Origin of the sequence: Nonomuraea sp. NPDC049419, from assembly GCF_040676995.1 — a bacterium.
GTDB lineage: Bacteria > Actinomycetota > Actinomycetes > Streptosporangiales > Streptosporangiaceae > Nonomuraea > Nonomuraea salmonea.
On the sequence record NZ_JBFAQB010000009.1, the window covers coordinates 13,858 to 31,323 of the forward strand.

At 70.5% G+C, this 17,466-nt stretch carries 17 protein-coding genes, 1 tRNA gene and 1 pseudogene; 10 read left to right on the forward strand and 9 right to left on the reverse strand.

All coding sequences use genetic code 11. The annotated features are described in order from the left end of the window. Nucleotides 1-31: 31 nt before the first annotated feature. Entirely contained in the window at nucleotides 32-3,238 is a 3,207-nt protein-coding gene (locus AB0K12_RS25505; RefSeq protein ID WP_364566014.1) for a BTAD domain-containing putative transcriptional regulator, read from the reverse strand. Nucleotides 3,239-3,346: 108 nt separating this feature from the next. Here AB0K12_RS25505 and AB0K12_RS25510 point away from each other — a divergent pair, with 108 nt between their 5' ends. Next, complete coding sequence (locus tag AB0K12_RS25510) at nucleotides 3,347-3,862, forward strand: universal stress protein (RefSeq protein ID WP_364566017.1); 516 nt, start codon at nucleotides 3,347-3,349, stop codon at nucleotides 3,860-3,862. Here AB0K12_RS25510 and AB0K12_RS25515 read toward each other — a convergent pair. After that, a complete protein-coding gene (locus tag AB0K12_RS25515; protein ID WP_364566019.1) occupies nucleotides 3,821-5,218 on the reverse strand; it encodes a PLP-dependent aminotransferase family protein in 1,398 nt (465 codons plus the stop codon). The two genes, AB0K12_RS25510 and AB0K12_RS25515, sit on opposite strands and share 42 nt — an antisense overlap. Before the next feature lie 89 nt (nucleotides 5,219-5,307). Between AB0K12_RS25515 and AB0K12_RS25520 the strand changes: the two are divergent. Beyond that, nucleotides 5,308-6,039: pseudogene (locus AB0K12_RS25520) on the forward strand (MFS transporter); the annotation flags it as partial. A 411-nt stretch (nucleotides 6,040-6,450) separates the two neighbouring features. On the opposite strand, the gene AB0K12_RS25525 reads toward AB0K12_RS25520, so the two are convergent. Genes AB0K12_RS25525 through AB0K12_RS25535 form a run of 3 tightly spaced genes read right to left on the reverse strand, consistent with a single transcriptional unit; the run spans nucleotide 6,451 to nucleotide 9,879 of the window. Continuing rightward, the gene (locus AB0K12_RS25525; RefSeq protein WP_364566919.1) at nucleotides 6,451-8,658 is read right to left on the reverse strand and encodes a heavy metal translocating P-type ATPase; all 2,208 of its coding nucleotides are present in this window, start codon (nucleotides 8,656-8,658) and stop codon (nucleotides 6,451-6,453) included. A 28-nt stretch (nucleotides 8,659-8,686) separates the two neighbouring features. Then, on the reverse strand, nucleotides 8,687-9,670 hold the full coding sequence (locus AB0K12_RS25530) for a hypothetical protein (RefSeq protein ID WP_364566022.1): 984 nt from the start codon (nucleotides 9,668-9,670) through the stop codon (nucleotides 8,687-8,689). Further along, nucleotides 9,667-9,879, reverse strand: coding sequence for a copper ion binding protein (locus AB0K12_RS25535; protein ID WP_364566923.1), 213 nt, complete (start codon nucleotides 9,877-9,879; stop codon nucleotides 9,667-9,669). The genes AB0K12_RS25530 and AB0K12_RS25535 overlap by 4 nt, the downstream gene beginning before the upstream one ends. Before the next feature lie 494 nt (nucleotides 9,880-10,373). On the opposite strand from AB0K12_RS25535, the gene AB0K12_RS25540 reads away from it, so the two are divergent. The 3 genes from AB0K12_RS25540 to AB0K12_RS25550 all read left to right on the forward strand — a co-directional run bounded on the left by AB0K12_RS25540 (nucleotide 10,374) and on the right by AB0K12_RS25550 (nucleotide 11,326). Then, entirely contained in the window at nucleotides 10,374-10,493 is a 120-nt protein-coding gene (locus AB0K12_RS25540) for a DLW-39 family protein (RefSeq protein WP_020542320.1), read from the forward strand. A gap of 15 nt (nucleotides 10,494-10,508) precedes the next feature. After that, the gene (locus AB0K12_RS25545) at nucleotides 10,509-11,237 is read left to right on the forward strand and encodes an HAD family hydrolase (RefSeq protein ID WP_364566025.1); all 729 of its coding nucleotides are present in this window, start codon (nucleotides 10,509-10,511) and stop codon (nucleotides 11,235-11,237) included. A gap of 16 nt (nucleotides 11,238-11,253) precedes the next feature. Then, a tRNA-Ala gene (locus AB0K12_RS25550) sits at nucleotides 11,254-11,326 on the forward strand. Between the two features lie 426 nt (nucleotides 11,327-11,752). Here the strand turns inward: AB0K12_RS25550 and AB0K12_RS25555 are convergent. From AB0K12_RS25555 to AB0K12_RS25570, 4 genes are all read right to left on the reverse strand, one after another. Next, on the reverse strand, nucleotides 11,753-12,163 hold the full coding sequence (locus AB0K12_RS25555) for a hypothetical protein (RefSeq protein ID WP_364566028.1): 411 nt from the start codon (nucleotides 12,161-12,163) through the stop codon (nucleotides 11,753-11,755). A gap of 740 nt (nucleotides 12,164-12,903) precedes the next feature. Then, a complete protein-coding gene (locus AB0K12_RS25560; RefSeq protein WP_364566031.1) occupies nucleotides 12,904-13,305 on the reverse strand; it encodes a spore-associated protein A in 402 nt (133 codons plus the stop codon). Nucleotides 13,306-13,697: 392 nt separating this feature from the next. Continuing rightward, nucleotides 13,698-14,006 (reverse strand): hypothetical protein, encoded by a 309-nt coding sequence (locus AB0K12_RS25565; protein ID WP_364566034.1) that lies wholly within the window; start codon nucleotides 14,004-14,006, stop codon nucleotides 13,698-13,700. Between the two features lie 2 nt (nucleotides 14,007-14,008). Beyond that, nucleotides 14,009-14,515, reverse strand: coding sequence for a hypothetical protein (locus AB0K12_RS25570; RefSeq protein WP_364566037.1), 507 nt, complete (start codon nucleotides 14,513-14,515; stop codon nucleotides 14,009-14,011). A 124-nt stretch (nucleotides 14,516-14,639) separates the two neighbouring features. Between AB0K12_RS25570 and AB0K12_RS25575 the strand changes: the two genes are divergently transcribed. The 5 genes from AB0K12_RS25575 to AB0K12_RS25595 all read left to right on the forward strand — a co-directional run bounded on the left by AB0K12_RS25575 (nucleotide 14,640) and on the right by AB0K12_RS25595 (nucleotide 17,364). Next, nucleotides 14,640-15,026 (forward strand): peptidase inhibitor family I36 protein, encoded by a 387-nt coding sequence (locus tag AB0K12_RS25575; protein WP_364566040.1) that lies wholly within the window; start codon nucleotides 14,640-14,642, stop codon nucleotides 15,024-15,026. 98 nt (nucleotides 15,027-15,124) lie between these two features. Beyond that, nucleotides 15,125-15,790, forward strand: a complete 666-nt coding sequence (locus AB0K12_RS25580; RefSeq protein ID WP_364566043.1) for a hypothetical protein — start codon at nucleotides 15,125-15,127, stop codon at nucleotides 15,788-15,790. A gap of 14 nt (nucleotides 15,791-15,804) precedes the next feature. Beyond that, nucleotides 15,805-16,197: a metalloregulator ArsR/SmtB family transcription factor gene (locus tag AB0K12_RS25585; RefSeq protein WP_364566046.1), complete on the forward strand. Its 393-nt coding sequence runs from the start codon at nucleotides 15,805-15,807 to the stop codon at nucleotides 16,195-16,197. Next, nucleotides 16,127-16,762, forward strand: coding sequence for an SRPBCC domain-containing protein (locus AB0K12_RS25590; RefSeq protein ID WP_364566049.1), 636 nt, complete (start codon nucleotides 16,127-16,129; stop codon nucleotides 16,760-16,762). Before AB0K12_RS25585 ends, AB0K12_RS25590 begins: the two co-directional genes overlap by 71 nt. A gap of 110 nt (nucleotides 16,763-16,872) precedes the next feature. Beyond that, on the forward strand, nucleotides 16,873-17,364 hold the full coding sequence (locus AB0K12_RS25595) for an SRPBCC family protein (protein ID WP_364566052.1): 492 nt from the start codon (nucleotides 16,873-16,875) through the stop codon (nucleotides 17,362-17,364). The last annotated feature ends 102 nt before the right edge of the window (nucleotides 17,365-17,466 follow it).

Sequence of the window (17,466 nt, forward strand, 5' to 3'; positions counted from 1 at the left end):
TCGCCGCCAGGTTCAGGTCTGGTTCAGGTCGTCAGGCCGGGTACGGCGCGGGCTCGACCTCCAGCTCGCGCATCAGCTCGGCGTAGAGGCGGTAGCGGCGGCGGGCGTCGCCGCGGCGGCCCGCCCGGTCGAGGACGCGGACCAGGCCGAGGTGGGCGCGCTCGTCGTAGCGGTCGCGTTCGAGCAGCCGCAGCCAGTAGCGGGCGGCCTCGTCGTGGCGGTGCTCGGCGGCGCGCGCCTCGGCCAGCCTGGCGGCGGCCTGCACGTACGCGAGCCGGGCCTGCTCGCGCAGCCCGACGGCCCAGTCGGCGTAGGGGTCCTCCTCGCAGAAGTCCCCGCCGTACGCGGTCTCGGCCGCCGCCCAGCGTTCGAGGGCCTCGCTCGTACGTCCGGCCTGGTCGAGCCGCACGGCCTCCCCCACCAGATCCAGAAATTTCTCGACATCGACGTCGACGTGGGCCAGCTCCAGCCGCAACGCGCCCTCGTCCGAGACCACGATCTCGTCGGGCGGCCACTCCCGCCCCGGATCGAGCACAGAACGCAGCGTGGACACCATGACGTTCAGCCGCCGCAGCCCGACCGCCTCGCCCTCCTGCCCGGGCCACAGGATCTCGACCAGCCGCTCCCTGCTGATGCCGCTCCCCCGGCGGCTGACCAGGAGCTTCAGCAGGTCACGCGCCTTGCGCGACTGCCACGCCGTGCGCGGGATCGGCGCCGCCCCGCGCAGCACACGGAACGTTCCCATCGTCTCGATGACGATCTTGGCGGCGCGCGGGGGAGCGGCGCGGGTGACCAGCGCGTCGATGCGGTCGTCGAGTGCCCGGCAGCCGATGGCGTGCATGCGCTCGCGTACCGCGACGGCCACCTCCGCCCCGGTCGCGGGGTCGGCGAGGGCGGCCCTGACCAGCTCGGCCCTGGCCAGGCCGACGGGGTCGCCGAGCGCCGACCAGCGCAGCACCGCCACCTCGGCCTGCGCGAGGTCGGCGTCCAGCTCGGCGCGCAGCTCGGCGATCGCGGCGTGCGCGGCGTGGTCGCGGCGCTCGACGGCGATCGGCTCGGTCGCGTCGAGCAGCGCCCTGGCCTCCTCACGCCGCCCGCCGGACAGCGCCACCCGGGCGGCGGCGATCCGCGCGGGCACGCCCGCGATGCCGTCGGCGTGTTCCAGCGCCCGCGCGGCCACCCGGCGGGCCTCGTCGGGGTCGTCGTCGGCGAGCAGCTCGGCCAGGCCGTTGAGCGCCTGCGAGAGCGCCTGCACCTCGCCCGACGGCTCGGAGTCCGCGATGACCCGCCGGTAGAGGGCGATCGCCGCGGTCCTGTCGCCGCGCAGCGCGTGCACGGCGGCGAGCCTGGTCAGGCCGGCGCCGGTCAGCGTCGAGCCCATCGACTCCCAGCGGGCGACCGCGTCGGCGGCCTCGGTGGCGGCCTCCTCCAGGCGGCCGAGGCCGATGAGGGCCTTGGCGCGGTTGGAGACGTTGAGGGCGGCGAAGGGGGCGAAGGCCACCAGGTCCGACAGTCGCCCGGCGATCTCCGTCTCGGCCAGCGCCTCCGCGTAGGATGCCTCGTCCAGGTGACGGGAGGCCCGGTTGGCGTGGATGCGGATGAGCTGCACCATGTCGCCGGCGTCGCCGGCCCGCTCGGCGTAGGCCAGCGCCCGCAGGTAATAGGCGTCGTTGGCGCGGCGGTCGCCGTCGAGCGCGGCGAGCATGGCCAGCACCGTGTTGGCCATCGCCAGGGCGGCCGCGTCGCCGGCGCTCCTGGCCTGTTCGAGTGCCTTGTCCGCGAGCTCGGCGCAGGCCGCGCGGTCGCCCTTCAGCCAGTGCACCGACGCCATGGAGGCGGCGCACATGGCGGCGTCGGCGGGTGGGCGGCCGTGGGCGTGGCCGCGCTCGTACATGGCGAGTGCGGAGTCGAGCGCGCCGCGCATGTGGTCGATGAAGGCCAGCCGCCTGGCCACGTGCGCGTCGAACGCGGGGCTCGCGGCGGCCCGCGCGAGCAGCTCGCGGGCGCGCGTCCAGTGGCCGCGGTTCTGCTCGGCGACGCCGGCCAGCTTGAGCATCGGGGGAGCGTCGCGCGCCGACTCGGGCAGCAGCTCGAGTGCGGCCGGTACGTCACCGCGCTCGGCCAGCCGCGGCCCGTGCGCGTCGAGCAGCGCGGCGGCCAGCTCGGCGTGCCCGGTCGCGACGGCGGCGCGCAGGGCCAGCTCGGGACGGTCGTGCTCGACGTACCAGCGGGCGGCCACGGCGGCCACGTCGTGGGCCTCGTGCCGGTCGAGCGGGGCGTGCTTGGCCAGCACGTGGCCGCCGGTCGAGGTGAGCCGGTGACCGTCCCGGGCGGATTCCAGAAACAGGCCGCGCCCGGCCAGCGCGCCCAGCGTGTCGGGCGGGGCGCCGAGCGTCGCGGCCAGGCCGTCGGTCAGCATCGGCAGCACGGTCGCGGCCCGCAGCAGCTCGCGCATGGCCGCGGGCAGGTCCTCGTACGCGGCCAAAGTGAGCCGTTCGAGCGTGGCGGAGTTGGCGGCGAGCCCCGCCACCGTGGAGCGCCAGGTGGAGCCGTCGGTCCTGGCCAGCGCGTCGAGCGCGGCCCGCACGGCGGCCGGCCAGCCGCCGCAGGTGCGGTGCAGCTCGGCGGCGATCTCCCCGCCCGGCTCCCCCAGCACCGCCCGCGCCCACGCCTCGGTCTCGTCCGGGGTCAGCGCCAGGTCGGTCGCGTCGAGGTCGAGCACCTCGTGGTCCTGCCGCAGCCGCGCGGTGGGGAACGGCAGCGGCGCCCGCGCGGCCATCACCAGGTGCAGGTGCCGGGGCGCGGCCCTGACGAGCGTCTCGACGTACCGTACGGGGCCGGGCGCGCCCGCGATCGCCTCCACCCCGTCGAACACCACCACCAGCCCCCGCCGCAGCCGTCCGGCCAGCGCCTCGGCCAGCGCGCCCGCCAGCGCGGCGGCCCTCGACGTCTCGTCCGCTCCGGGGCCGAGCGGGGCGCCCGCCGCGGTCACCAGGTCGGCGGGCAGCTCGGGAACGCGCCGCGACACCTCGGCGGCGACGGCCCCCGCCAGGGCGGGCAGCTCGCGGTCGGCCGGACCGAGCCGGTGCAGCACGGCGCCCACGGCCTGGCTCCAGCCCGCCAGCGCGGTGGACTTGCCGTAGCCCGCGGTCGCGACGAGCGCGGTCAGCCGGTGTGTGAGGGCCCCGTCGAGCCGCTGGTCGAGCGCGGGGCGCGGGTGTACCCACCCTCGTTCCACCCCCGCATGCTACGCCCGCTTTCACCGGGGACTCCAGAGTTCTCAAAGTGCCACCTCCCGGTAACCGGTGGGTAGGCGCACTATGGTCGTACTTCGACAGGAGGCACCGTGGAACAGGAACTGCCCGGCGGTGCGCGGCTGATCGTGGGAGTCGACGAGTCCCCGGCCGCGCGTTGGGCTCTGGCCTGGGCCATCGGGGCGGCCAGGCTGCACCGGATGGCTCTGGTGGCCGTGCATGTCAGCCGCGCGCCCGTCCATCCCTTCCCGGAGGCGCTGCCCGTGCAGCACGCGGTGCGTCAGGGTGAGGAGGCGCGCTGCTCCGAGGTGATCACGGCCGTGTTCGAGGACGTGGCGGGCGGCGTGCCGGACGATCTCACGATCGCGACGGTCGGACGGGTCGGCGACCCCGGCTACCATCTCGTCGACCTGGCCCGCGAGGGTGACCTGCTGGTGCTCGGGCGAGGGCGGCGGGGCCTGCTCAGCCGCATCTTTCTGCCCTCGACCAGCATGTACTGCGCCCGTCACGCGCGGACGACGGTGGTGATCGTGCAGCAGCCCGCGCCGCCCGACGACCCGGAGCTGTCAGGAGAGCGCCACCGCCGCTGGACCCGCCGACATCCGTGACCTGAGCAGCCGCAGGCCGGCGGCCACGGCGTCGGTCCTGATCGCGCCGTAGCCGAGCACCAGGCCGCGCTGCGCGGGACGCTCCCCGCAGTACGCCTCCAGCGACTCCACCGCCAGCCCGTCCCCGTCCTCGACGGTCACGCCGGGGGCCAGGCGGGCGCACAGGTGCAGCCCCGCGGTGGACGGCACCGGCAGCAGCCGATCGTCCGCATCGAGGGCCTCGGCGATCATGGCGTGCCTGGCGGCGTACGCGCGGGTGGCCTTCCTGATGTGCCGCGACAGCAGGCCCTCGTCGATGAAGCGGGCCAGCGCGGCCTGCGTGGGCAGCGCGCCGTGCCAGTCCGTGAGCTGCCGGGCCGCGCGCAGTGCCGGCGCGAGCGAGGCGGGCGCGACGAGGAAGCCGAGCCTGAGCATCGGCAGCAGGGTCTTGGAGAACGAGCCCACGTAGATGACCCGGCCGGCCCTGTCGAGGCTCTGGAGGGGTTCGAGCGGGCGGTCGCCGAAGCGGAACTCGCTGTCGTAGTCGTCCTCGATGATCACCGCGCGGCGGCGCTCCGCCCAGGCCAGCAGGGCGGCGCGGCGGGCCAGCGACATGGGGGTGCCGAGCGGGAACTGGTGCGACGGGGTGACGTAGACGATGCGGGCCTGGTGCGGGAGGGCGGTGACGTCGATGCCCTCGCCGTCCACGGGGATGCCGGTCACCCTGGCGCCGAGCGTGCGGAACAGCAGGCGGGCCGGCGGGTAGCCGGGCTCCTCGACGGCCACGACCGTGCCCGGCTCGATGAGGACCCGGCCGATGAGGTCGAGTGCCTGCTGGGCGCCGTTCGTGACGAGAACGTCCTCGGGGCCCGCGTGGACGCTGCGGCTGAGGCCGATGTGCCGGGAGATGGCCGCGCGCAGCGGCTCGTGCCCCGCCGGGTCGGCGTAGCCGGCGGCGCTCACCCGCAGCTCGCGGGCCACCAGGCGGCGCCAGGTCTCCATGGGGAACAGGCGGGCGTCGGGGAGGCCGACGCGGAAGTCGTAGCGGGCGGCGGGAGACGGGGCCGGGGGGAGCGGCAGGTCCTGCCAGACCGTACGCGGGCGTACGACGCCCTTGGGGGCGGCCCGCCCCCTGACCGGCTCCGCCGACACGAACGTGCCCGCGCCCGCCCTGCCCACCAGGAACCCGTCCGCGACCAGCCGGTCGTAGGCGAGGGCGACGGTGTTCCTGGAGATCTGCAGGCGCCTGGCCAGCTCCCTGGTCGGGGGGAGGCGTTCGCCGGATCGGAGCCGGCCGTCGAGTATGGCGTCGAGGAGCTGCCGGTAGACCTGTGCGGCCAGGTCACGGCGGCCGTCGAGGCTGATGTGCACGTCCACCTTGGCCCCATCAGATTGCCGGAAATTGGAGCTTATCTCGGGACAAGTCGGGATCGAAGATGGAGGCATCGTTCGGAGGGGCGTACATCATGAAATTTCGGCGGATCCTGGCACATGCGCAGCTGGCGAACTCCATCGGTGACGGCGTCTACCTCGTCACCTCGGCGTTCTACTTCTCCACCGTCGTCGGGCTCTCGGCCACCGAGATCGGCCTCGGCCTGACCCTCGGCTGGGCGGTCGGCATGGTGGCCGGCGTACCGCTCGGACACCTGGCCGACCGGCGCGGCCCGCGCGGCGTCGCCGTGCTGCTCGCCTTCGCGACCGCCGTGGCCGTCGCGTCGTTCCTGCTCGTACGCACGTTCCCGCTGTTCGTGCTGGCCGCCTGCCTGTACGGCACCGCCCAGACCGGGCTGTCGGCGGCCCGCCAGGCGCTGCTCGCGGCCCTGATCCCGCCCGCCGACCGGACCGTCGTCCGCGCCACCCTGCAGGCGACGCTCAACGGCGGCCTGGCGCTCGGCGCCGCCATCGGCGGCCTCGCCCTGCACGCCGGCACTCGCGAGGGCTATCTCGTGGTTCTCGGGCTCGACGCCGTGAGCTTCCTGCTCGCCGCAGCCCTGCTGCTCCGCCTGCCGTCCGTACGCCCCGCGCCCGCCCCGGCCGGCCCCCGCCTGGCCGTGCTCAGAGACCGGCCCTACGCGCTCGTCACGCTGATCAACGCCGTGCTGCTCTTCTACATGCCGCTGCTCAGCGTGGTCGTGCCGCTGTGGATCGCCGCCCGTACCGACGCACCCACCTGGGTCGTCTCGGTCCTGCTGCTGATCAACACCGGCGGCGTGCTGCTCTGCCAGGTCAGGGTGGCCCGCCGGGTCAAGGGGCTGCGCGACGCGTCCGGGGCGGTGCGGCGGGCGGGGCTGACGATGTTCGCGGCCTGCGCGGTGTTCGCGCTCAGCCCGTCGTGGTGGGCGTTCCTGCTGGTGGCGGCCGTCCTGCAGCTCGTCGCCGAGCTGTGGCTGGCGGCCGGCTCCTGGGAGATCGGCTTCGGGCTCGCCCCCGACGACCGGCAGGGCCAGTACCAGGCGTTCTTCGGCACCGGCGTGGCCGTGGCCCGCATGCTCGGGCCCGTCGTGCTCACCACGCTCGTGATCGGCGGCGGCACCCTCGGCTGGCTGCTGGTCGGCGCCGCGTTCGTGACGGCCGGCGCCGCGATGGCGCCGGCCGTCAGATGGTCGCTGTCACGAGAAGCGGCGCAGCCGCAGGCTGTTGCTGACCACGAAGACGCTGGAGAACGCCATGGCCGCACCCGCGATCATCGGGTTGAGCAGGCCCAGCGCGGCCAGCGGCAGGGCGGCCACGTTGTAGGCGAAGGCCCAGAACAGGTTGCCCTTGATCGTCGCTAGCGTCCGCCTGGCCAGCCTGATGGCGTCGGGCGCCACCCGCAGGTCGCCGCGTACGAGCGTCAGGTCACCGGCCTCGATCGCGGCGTCCGTGCCCGTGCCCATGGCCAGCCCCAGGTCGGCCTGGGCCAGCGCGGCGGCGTCGTTGACGCCGTCACCCGCCATCGCCACGACCTTGCCCTCGGACTGCAGCCGCTTGACCACGTCCACCTTGCCCGCGGGCAGCACGCCGGCGATGACCTCGTCGATGCCCACCTCGGCCGCCACCGTGCGCGCCACGGCCTCGTTGTCGCCGGTCAGCAGCACCGGGGTCAGCCCCAGCGCCTTGAGCTGGGCGATGGCCTCCTTGCTCGTCGGCTTGATCACGTCGGCCACGACCAGCACCGCGCGGGCCTTGCCGTCCCAGCCGACCGCCACCGCCGTACGGCCCTTGCCCTGCTCGTCCTCCATGGCCTCGACCAGGCTCTCCGGCAGGTGCTGCGACCACTCCTCCAGCAGTCGCGGCCGGCCCACCAGGACGGCGTGCCCGTCCACGACGCCCTGGACGCCGAGGCCCTCGACGTTCGTGAAGTCCTCGACGGCCGCCGTGGAGGCGGCCTCGCGGGCGATGGCCCGCGCGATCGGGTGCTCCGAGGCGTGCTCCAGCGCTCCCGCCAGCCGCAGGACCTCGTCGCGGTTCTCGCCCTCGGCCAGGTGGACCGCGGTCAGCGTCATCCTGCCCTCGGTGACCGTGCCGGTCTTGTCGAGGACGATCGTGTCGATCCTGCGCGTCGACTCCAGCACCTCGGGGCCCTTGATCAGGATGCCCAGCTGGGCGCCGCGACCCGTACCGACCAGCAGCGCCGTCGGCGTGGCCAGCCCCAGCGCGCAGGGGCAGGCGATGATCAGCACCGCCACCGCCGCCGTGAACGCCGCCGCAGCGCCCTCACCCGTGCCCAGCCAGTAGCCGAGCGTGCCGACCGCGAGCGCGATCACCACCGGGACGAAGACGCCAGAGATGCGGTCGGCCAGCCGCTGCACCTGCGCCTTGCCGGTCTGCGCCTCCTCCACCAGCTTGGCCATCTGCGCGAGCTGCGTGTCCGCACCCACCCGCGTGGCCCTGACGACCAGCCGGCCGCCCGCGTTGACCGTCGCCCCCGTCACCGGGTCGCCCGGCCTGACCTCGACCGGCACCGACTCGCCCGTCAGCATCGAGGCGTCCACGGCCGACGTGCCCTCCTCGACCACGCCGTCGGTCGCGATCTTCTCCCCCGGCCTGACCACGAACGTGTCGCCGGCCTTCAGCTGCTCGACCGGCACGCGACGCCCGTCCACCAGCTCGACGTCCTTGGCGCCCAGCTCCATCAACGCCCGCAGCGCGGCGCCCGCCCGCCGCTTCGAGCGCGCCTCGAAGAAGCGGCCGGCCAGGATGAACGCGGTCACCGCCGCCGCCGTCTCCAGGTAGATGTTGCCTGAGCCGTCCGTACGGCCGATCGTCAGCTCGAACGGGTGCGTCATGCCGGGCACGCCCGCCGTGCCGAAGAACAGCGCCCACACCGACCAGCCCAGCGCCGCCAGCGTGCCGAGTGAGACCAGCGTGTCCATGGTGGCCGCGCCGTGGCGCAGGTTCGTCCAGGCGGCCTTGTGGAACGGCCAGCCCGCGTACACCACCACCGGCGCCGCCAGCGTCAGCGACAACCACTGCCAGTACTGGAACTGCAGCGCCGGGATCATCGCCATCGCGACCACCGGGACGGAGAGCACGATCGCGGTGATCAGCCGGTCGCGGAGCGGGTCGCGCTCCTTCTTCCCTGGCTTCTCCTCCTGCACCGGGGTGGGCGGGGGCGGCAGCTCGGCCGTGTAGCCCGCCTTCTCCACCTCGGCGATCAGCAGCTGCGGGTCCACGCCGGTGGGAAAGGTGACCTTCGCCTTCTCCGTCGCGTAGTTGACCGTCGCCGTCACGCCGTCCAGCTTGTTGAGCTTGCGCTCGATGCGGTTGGCGCAGGACGCGCACGTCATGCCACCGATCGTGAGCTCGACGGCCTTGTCTTCGGTGAGGGAAGACATCATCATCACCTCTCCTTCCTCGCGTCCGTCAGTGCGTGTGGTCGTCGGCGTGTGCGTCGGGGTCGGCCTGTGCCGTGAAGCTGGCCGTACGGACCTCGCCCTTGTGCTTGAAGTCCAGGAACAGACGGTAGTCGCCCCGGCTAGGAGCTTCGGCGTAGAACGTGATGCCGGGGCCCGCCGTGTCGCTCTCCTCCGGGTGCACGTGGAGGTAGGCGAGGTCGTTCGCGCGCAGCGCCACCAGATGACCGTACGCGCCCAGGTAGGGCTCCAGGTCGTCGACCGGCTTGCCGCCCTTGCTGACCGTCAGCGTGAGCTTGGTCGTCTTGCCCGGCGCCAGATCGCCGTCCAGGCTGACCGTGTAGCCGTCGACCTCCGCCGTACGGCTCACCTCAGGCAGTGGGTCGGGGCGGTAGTCGCCGCCGGCCATCAGGTCCGCGCCCAGCGTCAGCTTCTCGCCGCCTGTGGGGACGAAGTCGGCGAACGCGCGGTACGGGCCCGGCTTCGGGGCCTTGAGGCGTACCGACCAGGTGCCGTCGGGGGACAGCTCAGGGTGGAGGTGCTGGAAGCTCGTCAGGTCGCGGGAGGCGACGATGAAGTGCAGCTTCTTGTCGTGCTCCACCTCATAGTCCTTGACGGGGGAGCCGTCGGGGCCGATGACCGTGAACCTGAAGTCCTCGGCGGACTCGGTGGAGACGGAGTCGATGAGGTTGAGGGTGTAGCCGTCCTGAGACACTTGGAGCCCCCCGGGGGTATCGGTGGCCGTCTGCTGCTGGGGGGTGGTGTGGTCTTGCTCTTCGTTTAACCGGTCAGGTCCGGCGGTCTTGTCGGACGCGTGCCCATGACCGGCGCTTTCGCCGCTCGTCCGGCTTTGGCCCGCGCTTTTGTGATCGTCGGCCGTTTCCGCGGCGGCCGACGTGGGGTCGGGGGCCGTCAGCTTGCCCGCGCCCAGGGCGCCGCCGAAGACGACGGCCAGCCCCAGCGCGTACGAGCCCAGCTTGGCTGCGGTGTTCATGAGCGATCCACCAGCTCGTAGCCGGCGTCCTTCACGGCGGAGGCGATCAGGTCACGCCCGACGGGCTCGTCACTGGTGACCGTCAGCAGGCCCGTGGCCAGGTCGACCTCGACGCCCGTCACGCCCGCGACCTCGCCGACCTCCTCCTTGACGGAGCTCACGCAGTGGCCGCAGGTCATGCCGTTGACGGTGTAGGTGGCGGTGCTCATGGCGTGGTCTCCTTCGTATCGCATCGCGCTCTTCTTCGAGTCTAACACCGTACCCCCCTAGGGTATGCCCGAGGGGCATTTGGGGACGTGTCAGTGCGTCTCGGTCGAACGTAATGTACCCCCAGGGGGTATGTCAACTCTCCGCCGGGCTGCGCACCTGGGCCGCCGATTTGGCATGATCGAGCTGTTGCCCGTTTGGGGGACGAACAGGGATGACTCCGGGGGAAGAACAGGGATGACGACGACAGACGGGACGTATGGAGTGACACCCCAGCGCCCCCGGTCGCCGTCCCCGGCTACGCCCTCGGCGGATATGCCGTACACAGGAGGGCGGGTATAGCGGTCCCACCAGGGATTGAACGCCCGTCCTTCGCACAATTCACCCATCTGGTCCGTGCACAACACAGGGACCGCAGCCATAGCTTGCTAGGCTGCTTGTCAACCGTTGGGTCTCACCCCGGCAGGTGAGGCCGTCGAAGAAGTGGGGTCACACCGTGAAGAAGCTGCTCGTTCTGGCGCTGATCGCCCTTGGGGGGTTGCTGATCTGGCGTAAGGTGCAGGCCGACCGCGCAGAGCTCGATCTCTGGACCGAGGCGACCGGCAGCGAGAACTAACCGACCGGCGAGGCGATGAGTGACATCGTCCCCATCAAGCTGGTGTGCCTGGACCTGGCAGGCACCACAGTCGGTGACATCGCCATGGTCGAGCGCGCCTTCGCAGAGGCGATCGCGACTCAGGGCATAGTGCCCGGGACCGGTGCGTACGCGCGAGCCATGGTTCACGTACACCGGTCCCGGGGCTGCCCGAAGATCGACGTGTTCCGCGGCATCTTCCCCGGCAACGAGGCGCAGGCCCAGGCGGCGAATCTGACGTTCGAACGCTCCTACGAGGGCGCGATCGAGCGGGCGGGTCTCGAACCCATGCCCGGAGTCCTCGAAGTCCTCGACAAGCTCCGCGGCAACGGCATCAAGCTCGCCCTCATCACCGGCTTCAGCCGCACCACGCTCGGCCGCATCCTCGGCATCCTGGGCTGGCACGACAAGATCGACCTCGCCATCTCCCCAGAAGACGCCGGCGGCCGCGGCCGCCCCTGGCCCGACATGGTCCTGCACGCGGTGCTCCGGCTGGGCGTCGACGACGTCCGCCAGGTCGCGGTCCTGGGCGACTCGGAGAGCGACATGCTCTGCGGCACGCGCGCCGGCGCCTCGATCGTCGCCGGCGTGATGACCGGCGTCCACAGCCGCGAACGCCTCCTCAAGGGCGGCGCCACCCACATCCTCGACTCCATCCAGGACTTCCCGGGGTTGGTGCTGAGCGATGACCTCGGGACGACGCAGGTGGCTTCCTCGGCCCGGTAAGCTATCTTCGTCGTAAGGGGCCTTAGCTCAGTTGGCAGAGCGCCTGCTTTGCAAGCAGGAAGTCAGGAGTTCGAATCTCCTAGGCTCCACTGCACTTCGAAGGCCACTTCCTATGATCGGGAAGTGGCCTTGTCGATCTTGTACAGCTGCAAAATACAGCTACAGCATCAACCTTCTACAGCTCCAGAACCCTAGGGCGGGCGTCAGCACGACCGTAGGCAAGGATGTGTCGTAGCCCTTGCCGAAGCTGTCCGAGGGATTGCTCGTCCACATCGAGAACGGCGCCGCCGTACCCCCGGCCCTCCGCCCGCCCGCCGTCCGGGCGTGCGGCCTGGGGGCCGGTCCCGGACGGCGGCGGGACACCGGGCCGGCCACCGCACGCCAGCCCCGCCGTACCAACCGAACGCTCCGACCGGGGTTGCCACGCCGCCGCACAGATGCAGCCCTACGATCGCCACTGCATGGCTGGTCACCGAACATGGTCGGGGGCGATCGAAGGTCCAGGGCTTCGTTCCTCAGCCCTGGTCCACTGAGCCATATGGTTGCTCATCGTGGGCCTTCCGCTCCCTCCACCACGTCACATCCACCTCCCAGTTCATCGGCTCAGCCCATTGCTGGGCGCGCCTAACGATCTCGCCGGGAAGGCGTACCGAATGCTCCTTTACGTAGTGGGCCAACCCCTGCGGCCACAGGAACACGCCATCCGTGAACTCAAGGTTGCCGTTGGGCTTGTCACAGATCCGACATTGCGAAGGGCCTGCTGCGGCGTAGGGTGCGCGCTGGCCACTCTCAAGATACAGAGCGAGCAGGTCGCGCTCTTCGGGATTCCAGTCAAGATCGATCCAGTCGTGCGGCCGAGGCCATTCCGGAGCGTCAGGACTCCACCAGTAGCCGATCAGTCGCGCTGGGGTGCGGGCATCCACCATGAGGAGATGCTTGCACGATCACGCTCGACTTTGGCCCCGATGAGCGTCAGTCGGAGAGCGTGTGCGTCACGCGCGGCAGAATGAACCTGTGCGACAGCCGAGCGAGGACGAGGCGCGAAGAGGAGCTTGGCGGCTACTGCATGATGCATTGGAACGTTTGGCATGGCCGGCCTCTGATCAGATCACCTGGCTCGGATCCGTGATGCGCCCTGATGAGCTGGCCCTTGATTTCGAACACGCGTACGGGGCCTCGTGGATGCCACAGGAGGCCGGGTGGATCAGCGACGAGCTGTCCAGGCATCTCGATGAGATCGATCGGCTCACCGCAGAGCTGACAGAGGAAGGACCGGAGCCGTGGAGCTTTGAGGGGATACGGAGTCATCCCACATGGGCGCGCCTAAGAGTCCTCGCGTGCCGTGCTCTGACACTCATGCCTTCGACCCCCTGGACGAGCAGATCAGAACCTTGATCGTCGTGCCATTAGCGTGCCATTAAGGGTGGTCAGTGGTGGTGGTGGTGGTCAATTGCGGTCACTCGCGGACTGTTCTCAGTGCAGGTCGAGTACGTTGGCCTCGAAGATCGAACCGATTTGCAAGCAGGAAGTCAGGAGTTCGAATCTCCTAGGCTCCGCCAGGTGAAACGCACCCCCGCGGGAGATCGCTGCGGGGGTGCGTGACTCTTTGAGTGACTGAGTCGTCAGATCGTGTGGAGGGTGTGCGGCGCGGACCGCGACGGTCCGGTCAGCCGCAGTGCATCCATGGGGAAGTCCACCCCAGGCTGTCGCCGTAGTCCCCGCCCCATTTGATGCACTGTCCTGCGGCGTTGACCTTCACAGGGCCGGCGTAGGTCGAGAAGTAGCCCTCGTCCGTGCGATAGTTGATGTCATAGGTCCTGATTACGGCCGAGACCCACTTGTTGTCCGGCTTGTCCTTCCAGGTGACGACGCAGTTGGTCGTGCCGTTGTAGAGCAGGTAGATGACGGCGGGGCCAAGGTCGCGCTTGTTGATCACGTGGTACGAGCCACCGCCGCATGCCCCGATCGGTGTAGATGCCGCCATTGCTGGAGTGCTGAAGGCAAAGGATCCGGCAAGCGCGAGCGTGGCTGCGAAGGCGAGCGCCGCTCCTTGCTTGATTTTGCGCACAGGAATGCTTCCCTTCCTGGTCCTGGGGGTGTGGACCGAACCGCCAGCGGTGCTGTCAAGGCGACCGCAAGGAGCTTCATGTCGGCGGCCGGCCGATCCACGATGATCTACATGCATGTTATACATGCCTGTTATGTAGGCGTCAACGTTCGGTAAACGCGTCATTTCAGCTGGTGAGCTGGCAAGAGCAGAAGAGCTCAGTGGTGAGGGCGACCTGCTTGAGCGGGTCCTCGGTGCTGAGGAAGGCGGGGCCGGCGCGGAGGAGGGCTTGACTGACCTGTCCGGGGCCGACATCGAGGTGGGTCCGTGGCGCCACCGGGCCGACAGCAGCAACATCGCCGCCCGCACGCTCCGAGGACGCTTCGCTGTAGATACTCGAGCGCCCGGGCCCTTCAGGGTGCGAGATGCTCCCTCAGGCCGGGCGGCCATGCCTCGAGTTCCCGGCCTGCCAGCAGCTCAGCATGCTCAGGTGGTCCTTCGACCCGGACTAGTACGGCCCGTCCCTCTGGCTCGGGGGCGGCCACAACGCGGTGCGCGATCTTCGTCGGGTCGAAGGGGAAGTCCCAGTGCGCCAGCCGGCCGTACACCTGCCCGTCGGCCACCAGCTCGGACTGCGGCACCCAGCGCATCCGCGAGTCACCCACGGCGGCGCGAAGCAGGAAGCTCCCCTGGTGCGGGCACTCCGCATCGGAGGCGTCCACGATCACCGCGGATCCGGAGCGGAGTCGCGGTGCTTGGCGTCCCAGGGCACCGGGCCGGCGGCGCCGAGCAGGCGATCCCAGCGGGACTGCGGCAACTGGAGGGTCAGCGTCGTGAAGACCTGCGATGCCTCAGGTGATTCGAAGTAGTCGACCCACAGCCCGTACGCGGCCGAATCGGCCACCGGTGCCGGACCGTGCATGAGCATTGCGGCGAATTGCCGCACCATCCAGTCCTGCACCGCGCGGTCACCGTGCGACCAGCACATTCGCAGGTACATCAAAATGCCGTAGGAAGGGAACCTCTGGTGCAACATGACCCAGACAGCGGCGGCTTCGGCATCGGTTGCGAAGAGCAGCTCGTGCGGGTCGAACTCGCTCTCGGCGTCCGTGGTCGCCGGCACGGCGTTCACTTCGGCGTCGACCTCTCGCCGATCCACCCCGATGTTCCGGAGCTCCTGGTCCCATTCGCGGGACCCGATCTGCGGCAGGGGCGACGTCGGGTCTGACATCCGCCAACCCTAAGGAAGCGGTGGGAGCGGGGCAAGGTGGCCGTCGTTCGGCTCAACTGTGGTACGGCCCGGGATTTCCTGTCATGATCATGGCGAAATTCCCCCAGCCGGAATGAGGTCGTCCATGAAGAAAACGACGGTGCGCAGGGTCGGAGCTGTGGCGTTGGCCCTGAGCAGCCTGATGGGAGTGGGCACCACCGCGGCTCAGGCCGATGCTCGGCGGCTTGCCAGCTCCTGCCTGTCCAGTTTCTGCCTGTACGAGCACGACGACTATGCGGGCGCGGAGCAGGAGTTCCTCTTCACCTCCAACAACACCTGCGCCAATGTGACCTCGCTGAACAACCAGGCCAGCTCCATGAGGAACCCGTCGGCCGGCCGGATCCAGTTCTACGACAGCGCCAACTGCTCGGGTTCGTACGGCTACGCGGCCGCCCCGAGGTCGTCCGACAGCGACCTGACGAACAACGGGTTCGACAACAAGACGAGCTCGGTGAAGCGGGTCAGCCCGTAGCGTGCTCGGCCAGGTGTCTGCGGGCGGGGTCCTGCTCGTCACGGTGACGGCCTGTTCGGGGCGGGAGCTTCGGCGCCCGTCCCGGTGCCGGAGCCGGGGTGGAGGCGCGTGAGCTGTCCGTGCCCTTCGACCGGTACAACCTCTCCCCGGCCGGCCTCTCGATCCTCGCCACCGCCGAGGACCTCCTCGTCCGTGACTGCATGCGCGGCAGGGGCATGAGAGGGGAGACGCTGCCGCCGGTGGCGGAAGGCGACCTGGAGCCGCCCAATCGGCGTCGTTACGGTGTCGTCGAGCCGGATATAGCGCGTCTGTACGGGTACCACGTCGCTCCTGATCGGCCCTCCGTTGCCCGGCGAGCCGCGGCGGTTGACGCCCGCGCCGCACGGCTGTCGGACGTGGAGCGGCGGGTCGCGTACGACGGGACCGGCGGTTGTCTGCGGCAGGCGCGGGACCGCATCGAGCAGGGGGCGCCGCAGGTCGATGCGGCGCTGTTCGACGAGCTCATCTCGCAGACCTTCGATCAGTCCAAGCGAGATGCGAAGGTCGTCCAGGTCTTCAAGGACTGGAGCGCGTGCATGCGGGCCGAGGGGCTGCGTTATGCCGACGCGCTCGCGGCGCGATCATCGCCGGAGCCCGGTGATCTCCACATCGTCAACTCGTTCTGGCTGGGTCTGGCTCCTCATGCGCTTCCACCCGGTTCGCCTTCCGAACGCGGTGGACGCGACCTCAATTCATCAGATCTGGCTTATATAAGTGGAAGCTGATAAGCTATCGGCTCGTGCACGCGATCGACGTCCTCGGCGACCCTCGACGGCGGCGCATTCTGGAGTTGCTCGCCGACGGTGAGCAGACCTCTGGCGCGATCACGGACGTGATCCGGGCCGAGTTCGGGCTCTCCCAGGCGGCTGCGACACAGCATCTGCGCGTGCTGCGTGACAGCGGGTTCGCGTCGGTACGGGCTGAGGGCGCTCGCCGGGTCTACACCGTCGAACCAGCACTGCTGATCGAGGTCGATGCATGGCTGGGCCGGTTTCGCCGGTTATGGGGACAGCGCCTCGACGCTCTGGAGACCGAGTTGGCCATCAGCGAAGGAAGCCGACATGAAAGACGTATTGGACGAACTGGCCGCCGCGCGGCGGGCAATGGGCAAGGGCAGCGTGCCCGCCGGTGACGCGTACACCATCGAGCTGCGGCGTCGGTACGACGCGCCGATCGACGACGTCTGGGACGCCCTGACCAATCCCGAGCGGCTGCAACGCTGGTTGCAGCCGGTCACTGGGGACCTGCGGCTCGGCGGGAAGTTCGAGCTGGACGGTGGTGAGCACGGCGACATCCTCCGGTGTGAGCCGCCGCGGCTGCTGAAGGTGTCCTGGCTCTACGGGCCGGACGCCGACGCCTGGCCCGGCACGAGCGAGGTGCAAGTGCGCCTGGCTTCGGGTCCGGCCGGCGACACCGAGTTCGAGCTGGTTCACGCGGTGGTCCTCGAGGAGCCGCTCTTCCCGATCTACGGCCCCGGTGCCGGCGGCGTCGGCTGGGACCTGCGCCTGCTCGCTCTGGCCCGGCTGCTGGCCGGGGGCGAGACCGTCGATCACGAGGCAGTCGAGAAGTCGCCCGAGTTCGTCCGGCGCAGCGCCGCGGCCTGGGGCGAGGCCCACCTGGCCGCCGGGGGCGAACCGGAGCGCGTCGCGGCCGCAATCGAGGCGACCACCCGGTTCTACGCACCCGACCCGACCTGACCTTCCCGCTGCGGTGGGGCCCGCACCGCGGGTGCGAGACGGATGCCGGACCTCTCCGTCGAGGAGCAGCACAACAGCATGTCGGCCCAGGTCTGGAAGGAATGCGCGTCGTGAAGTACACCAACTCGATCGAGATCGCCCTGCCGCGGGAGCGGGTGGCCCAGCTGCTCGCCGACCCGGCCCATGCGCCGAAATGGCTGCGGGGACTGGTGCTGCACGAGCCGTTGAACGGGGAACACGGGCAGCTCGGCACCAAGTCGCGGGTGGTGATGCAGTCGGGGCAGCGGCAGATGGAATGCGTCGAAACGATCACCCGCCGGGAGCCGGCCGACCTCCACGACCTCCCTGAGGAGATCGTCGTTCACTTCGACCGCGAGATCGTCGGTGCGGGCATGTGGAGCGTGGTGCGCGATCGGCTGACCGAAGCCGGTCCGGAGACGACGCTATGGGAGAGCGAGAGCGAATATCGGTTCAGTGGTCTGCTGATGCGGCTGGTGGGGCTGCTCATGCCCGGCGCCTTCCACAAGCAGTCGCAACAGCACATGCAGGACTTCAAGGAGTTCGCCGAACAGGGGAAGGACGTCCGCGAAGCGAAGAAGTGAGGTGGGCGTCGCCGGCGATGGATGAGGTTGGTGGCAGGGACCGGACGCGCGCTCCGGCCTGGGCTTGATGGACGACTCATCGAGTGCGGCCGGATCGGGCTC

Excerpts from the sequence above, each read along its gene's own strand:
- AB0K12_RS25525 (WP_364566919.1), bottom strand. The coding sequence starts at position 8,658 with ATGTCTTCCCTCACCGAAGACAAGGCCGTCGAGCTCACGATCGGTGGC.
- AB0K12_RS25530 (WP_364566022.1), bottom strand. The coding sequence starts at position 9,670 with ATGAACACCGCAGCCAAGCTGGGCTCGTACGCGCTGGGGCTGGCCGTC.
- AB0K12_RS25535 (WP_364566923.1), bottom strand. The coding sequence starts at position 9,879 with ATGAGCACCGCCACCTACACCGTCAACGGCATGACCTGCGGCCACTGC.
- AB0K12_RS25545 (WP_364566025.1), top strand. The coding sequence starts at position 10,509 with ATGAGTGACATCGTCCCCATCAAGCTGGTGTGCCTGGACCTGGCAGGC.
- AB0K12_RS25555 (WP_364566028.1), bottom strand. The coding sequence starts at position 12,163 with ATGGTGGATGCCCGCACCCCAGCGCGACTGATCGGCTACTGGTGGAGT.
- AB0K12_RS25570 (WP_364566037.1), bottom strand. The coding sequence starts at position 14,515 with ATGTCAGACCCGACGTCGCCCCTGCCGCAGATCGGGTCCCGCGAATGG.
- AB0K12_RS25575 (WP_364566040.1), top strand. The coding sequence starts at position 14,640 with ATGAAGAAAACGACGGTGCGCAGGGTCGGAGCTGTGGCGTTGGCCCTG.
- AB0K12_RS25590 (WP_364566049.1), top strand. The coding sequence starts at position 16,127 with ATGAAAGACGTATTGGACGAACTGGCCGCCGCGCGGCGGGCAATGGGC.